Genomic DNA, 264 nt, shown 5'->3' with positions numbered 1-264 from the left:
CTTAAATTCATTTTATTGTCTAGCAATGTATAACGTGTACCTATATCCATTTTATACATTTCGTGGCTATTGTTCTGAAGTCCGTCTGTAGCCCCTCTATAGAATCCGAAAGCTAAGAAACTTAAACGTTTATTTACTTTAAAGTTAGAGTTCATACGTCCGTTGAAAGCAGCAACAGTAATTTTGCGATCGATCGGATTACTTGTATTAGTTGCAGGATCGTATAAGAACACAATACCTTGCTGATTAATACTTGAGAAATCA

The 264-nt window shown here is 34.5% G+C and carries 1 protein-coding gene; it reads right to left on the bottom strand.

The window, feature by feature from the left end; translation table 11 throughout:
* Positions 1-264: outer membrane beta-barrel protein (locus tag ACWA1B_RS22850; protein WP_456910925.1), on the bottom strand; the 264-nt coding region annotated here is incomplete at both ends.

Source organism: Flavobacterium xizangense (assembly GCF_054075145.1).
Note: the sequence above shows the minus strand (reverse complement) of the source record. Positions and strands in the feature narration are given on the sequence as shown.